We start from the raw sequence: 6,627 nt of genomic DNA, 5'->3' as shown, positions 1-6,627 counted from the left end.
GTAAGTTCCGTATCGTCATCTACAATTAAGATGCTGTTATTCATTACTAAGTTGTCCTTGGCGTTATGTCTTTGTTGCTATTTTACGCTTATCAAAACAGGCGAGTAGCTTAATACGTCTAGAGTCTGCATTAATAACTTTAAATTCAAACTCCTTAATTGTAATCGCTTCGCCTCGTTTAGGTAAATAGCCAAAAGTACTCATGACGATACCACCAATGGTATCGTAATTTTCATCGCTAAAATTAGCTTCTAACTGCTCATTGAATTCTTCAATGGGAGTATGTGCTTTAACGATATAATAAGCATCTCCATGTGCCTTGATATAGGCCTCTTCATCGATGTCAAATTCGTCTTCAATGTCACCAATTATTTGTTCAATAATATCTTCAATCGTGACAAAGCCGTTTACAGCACCATATTCGTCAACAACAATCGCCATATGATTGCGGTTATTACGGAATTCGCTAAGTAATAAATCAAGTCGCTTGCTTTCTGGTACAAAGGTAGTGAAACGGATAATATCATGTAAATCGAAATCGGTTGTTCGCTCCGCTTGGTAACGGAGTAAATCTTTGGCATGTAAGATACCAATAATTTCGTCTTTATTATCACCTGTAACCGGAAAACGAGAGTGGCCAGAGCTGGTAACGATATCAATGATATCTTTCAATTCATCGTCTTGAGAAATGCAAGTCATTTGATTTTTGGGCAGCATAATATCACGCACGCGCATTTGGGCAAATTGGATAACACCCTCTATCATACTTAAGGTTTCTGAATCGATTAGTGAGCGAGCGTGTGCATCACGCAGCAAACTAATTAACTCTTCTTTATTTTGCGGTTCAATCTGTAAAAATTGCCTTAAACGCATAAACCATGAACCAGTATCATCCTCTTTACTCAATATGACTACTCTCTATGTGATAAGGATTAGAAAACCAAGTTTGGCAAGCAATTTAATTTCAGCGGACTGCATGATTTCAGCATCACTATCCTGAATATGATCATAACCTAATAAATGTAAGACCCCATGAATGACAATATGTGCCCAATGTTCCGTCAGGGATTTATCTTGCTCAATACTTTCTGCCTGTAAAACCGATGGACAGATAATGACATCGCCAAGCAATGGGTATTCAAGCTCAACTCCAGCCGGAATAGCGCTAGGGAAGGCAAGTACATTTGTGGCTTTGTTTTGTTGTCTGTAAGCATGATTTAATTGGGTCATTTCCTTATCATCAACAAGGCGCAGGGTTAATTCTGCTGTTTGCAGGTGATCAATAAGTGGTAATTTGGCCCAGGAAATAAGTTTTTCATCACTGACTGGAATCGAGGCATTACAAGCATTTTGTAGATCGATGTGGTAAGCCATTATTTTTTATCCTTGGTAATTTTATCATAGCAATCAACAATGCGGGAAACTAAAGGGTGTCGTACTACTTCACGGCTGGTGAAGGTATGTATACTAATTTCAGGGACATCTGCCAAGAGTTTAATTGCATGAGGTAAGCCTGAATCGGTTCCTTTGGGCAAATCTATCTGGGTCATGTCTCCAGTAATGACTGCCTTAGAACCAAAACCCATGCGTGTTAAAAACATTTTCATTTGTAAAATGGTGGTATTTTGGGCTTCATCAAGAATAATAAACGCTTCGTTTAAAGTTCTACCGCGCATAAAGGCCAGAGGTAGGATTTCAATAATATCGGTTTGGATAAGTTTCTGTGTTTCTTTAAAACCGATCATTTCATAAAGGGCATCATAAATAGGACGAAGATAGGGTAGAACTTTCTCAACAAGATCGCCAGGCAGAAAGCCTAGTTTTTCACCGGCTTCAACTGCAGGCCTAACAAAAACAAGACGCTGCACCTCACCTTTCTCAAAGCATTCTATTGCCTTGGAGACTGCCAGATACGTTTTCCCAGTACCGGCAGGACCTACGGCAAAAATAATATCATGGGTATTGATGCTTTTAAGATAATCGGCTTGTTTACTATTTCGTGGTTGTATGGTTTTACGACTTAATTTTATCGAGTGGGTCATAATGTCTTGTGGTGCCTTGTTGTTTAATAGAGAATTTATTAATTCAGCAGGTATTGGTTGATTAGATAGTTGATGTAGTTGCTTAATAAGCTGTTTCGCATGATGCAAGTTAGCGGCTGAATGACCATATAAAATGCAGCCATCATGGCCAATTTTAATGGTCACATTAAAATATTCTTCCAAGAGATTGATATTTTCATGCAAGACGCCACACAAATTTGCCAACTGTTGTGAACTTAGGTGAGGGAAGATAACTTTTTCGCTCTGTAGTGTACTACTCAATGTTGTATTAAAGTTTGTTCTGCATATGTTAAGAATAGTGCATAAATGGGTTAGTTCGCAAGCCGCAATGAATTTCAAAGCATTTTTTAACGAATAACTCTACCGATCTTAATTAATAAGTCTGGCGCCTCTGTGTTATTGGTTCAGACGCTAGTTCTAAAATATTTTTTACAACACTAATGATATTATTTTTGTTAAGTGGCGCTTTTTCTATACAAGGCAATTCATGGCCAAAAACCTTTTCCATTTTCTCTCGCGTAGCTTTGTCATCAGTCCATAATGCCACGGGGGTATTTATCCCAGCATTAACGATTGCCTGCGCGACTTCGGGGCCATTGGTTGTCTTACTTCCCAGATTACCATCAAGGATAATTAAATCGTAATGCAGGTTGCCATTAAAAAAGGCAATTGCTGTTTCACCGTCCCCTATCACTTTAACAATGGAATTCTTGAAGTTATTTGCTAATATCTGCTTCATCATTGTTTGATTGACGATATTATCTTCGACTAAAATGATAATCATAAGATACCTGTAGTTATGAACGAAGTTGCTTCCACTATAATTGGAGGTAATATAAATAACAATTTTTTCCTTTCATCAGGTATACTATATAGATAAATTGTTTATTGATTAATCCAAGTTCTCATTATCCAGCCACCTATGATTGATTTACATTGCCACAGTAATTTTTCTGACGGAGTACTTACCCCGGCCGCATTAGTGAATAAAGCGGTTGAAGCTAACATCAAAATGCTCGCTTTGACTGACCATGATACAATGGCCGGTTCGGATGAACTACACAAGGCAGCAAGCAATCTGTCTCTTACCATCATTAACGGCATTGAGTTTAGTGTTCGTTGGAAAAAATATGATATTCACATTGTCGGTTTAAATATTTCTCCGGATGATGACACTATTTTAGCCTTGATAAGACAGCAAAACGAAAGTCGGATTAGACGTGCTGTGCAAATCGCTGAACAAATGAAAATTTGTGGTATTGATAATGCCTATGAAAAAGCGTGTAAACTTGCTGGTCATGAACGAATTGGCAGACTGCATTTCGCACAATTATTTATCGACGAAGGTTTAGTCTCTGATAGGCAGACTGCGTTCAAACGCTACCTTGGCAGAGGGAGACCTGCTTATGTAGCAACCCCCTGGCTTAGTCTGACTGAAGCTGTGGAAGGAATTGTGCAAGCCAGGGGGCAGGCGGTACTGGCCCATCCTCTAAAATACTCTTTAACACGCACACGGCTGCAAGAATTGATTGTAGCGTTTAAAATGGCTGGTGGTACTGGGCTTGAAGTTGTTTCAGGGGAAATGACGACAACACAAATACAAGAAATGATTGGGTTGTGTTTACGTTTTCAGCTATATGCTTCAACAGGCTCAGATTATCATGGTGATACTTTATCGCGTATTTCTCTTGGAAGACAGCAACAACTACCGGTAAACTGTACACCTATATGGCAGCAATGGAATCTTTAACAGGGGAGTTTATGAGTCAGTTTTTTGCAATTCATCCTGATAATCCACAGTCGCGCTTATTGAGACAAGCGGCGTCTATCATTGAAGAGGGAGGGATCTTGGTTTATCCCACTGATTCAGGGTATGCTTTGGGTTGTAAATTAGGTAATAAGGCAGCTTTGGAGCGAATTAGACGTTTGCGTCAATTGGGTAAAAATCATAACATGACATTGGTTTGCCGAGATTTGTCTCAATTAGGGACTTATGCAAAAGTTTCAAATTCAATTTTTCGCTTACTTAAAGCATTTACACCTGGTTCTTATACGTTCATTTTGAATGCAACTCATGAAGTTCCAAGGTTGATGTTACACCCCAAACGCAAGACCTTGGGCTTACGTGTACCTGAAAATAACATTACCTTGTCGTTACTTGAATGTCTTGAAACGCCTTTAATGAGTACGACCTTGATATTGCCTGGAGCAACAGCTCCACTTGGTGAGCCAGAAGCGATTAAAGATTTGCTTGGCAATCAGACGGATTTAATTATTGATGGTGGTAATTGTGGATATCAACCGACTACCGTAGTTGATTTAACTGGCGACTATCCAGTTGTATTGCGTGAAGGGAGAGGCGATCCAGAGCCTTTTAGATAATTAGCCTTAAAGTTACTCCGTTTTGGATGCTTCCATTTAAGGAAAAATTTAATAATTTTGTTAAATAGTTAAGGATTTAGATGTCAGCTTTATTTAGTCCTAATAAACGAGTCGTATCGGGGATGCGTGCCAGTGGCCGTTTGCATTTGGGTCATTACCATGGTGTTCTGAAGAATTGGCTTAAATTACAACATCAATATGACTGTTATTTCTTTGTAGCCGATTGGCATGGTTTAACGACACGTTACGACGAGCCTGGTTTTATAGAGACTATATTATGGGATATGGTGGTTGATTGGTTGGCCTGTGGTCTTAATCCGAGTCTATCGAAAATTTTTATTCAATCCTGGGTTCCTGAACATGCTGAGTTGCATCTTTTATTATCAATGATTACTCCCTTAGGATGGCTTGAGCGTGTGCCTACCTACAAGGACCAACAAACTAAAATACATGACAAAGATTTAGCAACTTACGGGTTTTTGGGCTATCCGCTTTTGCAAAGCGCGGATGTTTTACTCTATAAAGCTGATTATGTTCCCGTCGGTGAAGATCAAGTTGCTCATATTGAATTAACACGCGAAATAGCCCGCCGTTTTAATTTTATTTATGGTCGTGAACCTAATTTTGAAGCATTAGCGCTTGAAGCCATAAAAAATGGGTAAAAAATAGCAAGCTTTACAGCCAATTACGGAAAGAATTTCAACAAGATGGTTGTCATGAATCTTTAAATACAGCAAGAGCGTTGTTAGCTAATCAGCATAATCTTTCAATCGGTGATAAGGAACGTTTACTTGGTTATTTGGATGGTTCTGGAAAGATAATTTTACCTGAGCCGCAACCTTTATTAACCGAAACCTCTAAAATGCCTGGTACAGATGGGCAAAAGATGTCGAAATCTTACAACAACACCATTAGTTTGCGCGAAGAGCCAGAGCAGGTTGAGAAGAAAATTTTAACCATGCCAACCGATCCTGCTCGTGTCAAACGTACTGATCCTGGTGAGCCGGAAAAGTGTCCGGTTTGGCAATTTCATAAAATATACTCCTCCGAGACAGTAAAAGATTGGGTACAAACTGGCTGTCGTTCAGCTGGTATAGGTTGTATCGATTGTAAACGGCCAGTGATTGACTCTATTGGGCAAGAATTACAACCCATCCAGGCAGCTATCAAAGAGTATGAGTCGGATCTGGGATCGGTGAAGCGGATTGTCGCTGAGGGTAGTGAAGCGGCTCGAGAAGAAGCAACTAAAGCGTTAGAAGACGTTCGTGAAGTCATGGGTTTGGATTATTGATGGAAGCTGATTTGTCGGCAAAATCTTCTTCTGTGCTGGCCATTGTAGCTGGCAAGCCTGTTATTAAGGCGCCGGCAGATTTGTTTATACCCCCAGATGCACTGGAAGTTTTGCTGGAGTCATTTTCTGGGCCGCTTGATTTGCTGTTATATCTGATACGGCGGGATAATATTGATATTTTAGATATTCCGATCGCCCATATTACCCAACAATACATGCAATATATCCAACTCATGGAATCGCATCGGCTGGAATTGGCGGCAGATTATTTAGTCATGGCGGCAATGCTTGCAGAAATAAAATCACGTTTATTGCTGCCACCAACGATCAACGAAGACGAGGAAATTGAAGAGGATCCGCGACTTGTATTGGTGAGAAAACTGCAAACCTATGAGCAGTTTAAAAATGCAGCCTTGCAATTAGATACCTTGGCACGTTGTGAGCGTGATGTTTTTCGTTTTTCGATTAGTTCGGAACTCATTGAGCGAGCCATTGTCCATCCTGATGTAGAGCTTTCAGTGTTAACGGTGGCTATGCGAGATTTAATGAAACGACATAGTCATCTCAGTCATCATCAAATAGTACGTGAGCCTTTGTCAGTCCGAGAGCGAATGGGGATTGTATTGGAGAGACTACAACAAGAAGGAATGGTATCCTTTACCCACTTGTTTAATCAGAAAGAGGGCCGGATGGGGCTAGCCGTAACACTTCTGGCTATTTTGGAATTGGCGCGACAATCATTACTGCTGATTAGTCAAGCGAGTGCTTATGCACCAATTTATATACAGGCTGTTCATCATGAATGAAAATGAACTTAAACTGGTGGTAGAGGCGCTATTGATGAATGCAGACAGCGTAATAACTTCGTAATGCATTACATTATACGGAAGT

General features: G+C 39.9%; 7 protein-coding genes and 1 pseudogene. 4 read left to right on the top strand and 4 right to left on the bottom strand.

The features are described from left to right. Positions 1-63: 63 nt before the first annotated feature. The 4 genes from BN58_RS12195 to BN58_RS12180 all read right to left on the bottom strand — a co-directional run bounded on the left by BN58_RS12195 (position 64) and on the right by BN58_RS12180 (position 2,847). On the bottom strand, positions 64-873 hold the full coding sequence (locus BN58_RS12195) for an HlyC/CorC family transporter (protein ID WP_198009886.1): 810 nt from the start codon (positions 871-873) through the stop codon (positions 64-66). Positions 874-918: 45 nt separating this feature from the next. Then, positions 919-1,374 carry an rRNA maturation RNase YbeY gene (gene ybeY, locus BN58_RS12190; protein ID WP_026069439.1) on the bottom strand — a complete coding sequence of 152 codons (456 nt, stop codon included), beginning with the start codon at positions 1,372-1,374 and terminating at the stop codon, positions 919-921. Further along, on the bottom strand, positions 1,374-2,258 hold the full coding sequence (locus BN58_RS12185) for a PhoH family protein (RefSeq protein WP_019217080.1): 885 nt from the start codon (positions 2,256-2,258) through the stop codon (positions 1,374-1,376). The genes ybeY and BN58_RS12185 overlap by 1 nt, the downstream gene beginning before the upstream one ends. A 178-nt stretch (positions 2,259-2,436) precedes the next feature. Next, positions 2,437-2,847, bottom strand: coding sequence for a response regulator (locus BN58_RS12180; RefSeq protein ID WP_019217079.1), 411 nt, complete (start codon positions 2,845-2,847; stop codon positions 2,437-2,439). A 138-nt stretch (positions 2,848-2,985) separates the two neighbouring features. On the opposite strand from BN58_RS12180, the gene BN58_RS12175 reads away from it, so the two are divergent. The 4 genes and pseudogenes from BN58_RS12175 (at position 2,986) to BN58_RS12160 (ending at position 6,542) form a co-directional block, all read left to right on the top strand. Beyond that, positions 2,986-3,813, top strand: coding sequence for a PHP domain-containing protein (locus tag BN58_RS12175; protein WP_019217078.1), 828 nt, complete (start codon positions 2,986-2,988; stop codon positions 3,811-3,813). Between the two features lie 11 nt (positions 3,814-3,824). Next, the gene (locus tag BN58_RS12170) at positions 3,825-4,445 is read left to right on the top strand and encodes an L-threonylcarbamoyladenylate synthase (protein ID WP_026069437.1); all 621 of its coding nucleotides are present in this window, start codon (positions 3,825-3,827) and stop codon (positions 4,443-4,445) included. 80 nt (positions 4,446-4,525) lie between these two features. Then, a pseudogene (locus BN58_RS37035) lies at positions 4,526-5,736 on the top strand (tryptophan--tRNA ligase). Then, positions 5,736-6,542: a segregation and condensation protein A gene (locus tag BN58_RS12160; RefSeq protein ID WP_019217076.1), complete on the top strand. Its 807-nt coding sequence runs from the start codon at positions 5,736-5,738 to the stop codon at positions 6,540-6,542. Before BN58_RS37035 ends, BN58_RS12160 begins: the two are co-directional and overlap by 1 nt. The last annotated feature ends 85 nt before the right edge of the window (positions 6,543-6,627 follow it).

This window comes from Legionella tunisiensis, from assembly GCF_000308315.1.
Classification (GTDB): domain Bacteria; phylum Pseudomonadota; class Gammaproteobacteria; order Legionellales; family Legionellaceae; genus Tatlockia; species Tatlockia tunisiensis.
The sequence above is the reverse complement of the archived record's forward strand: the minus strand, read 5'-3'. Positions and strand labels throughout refer to the sequence as shown.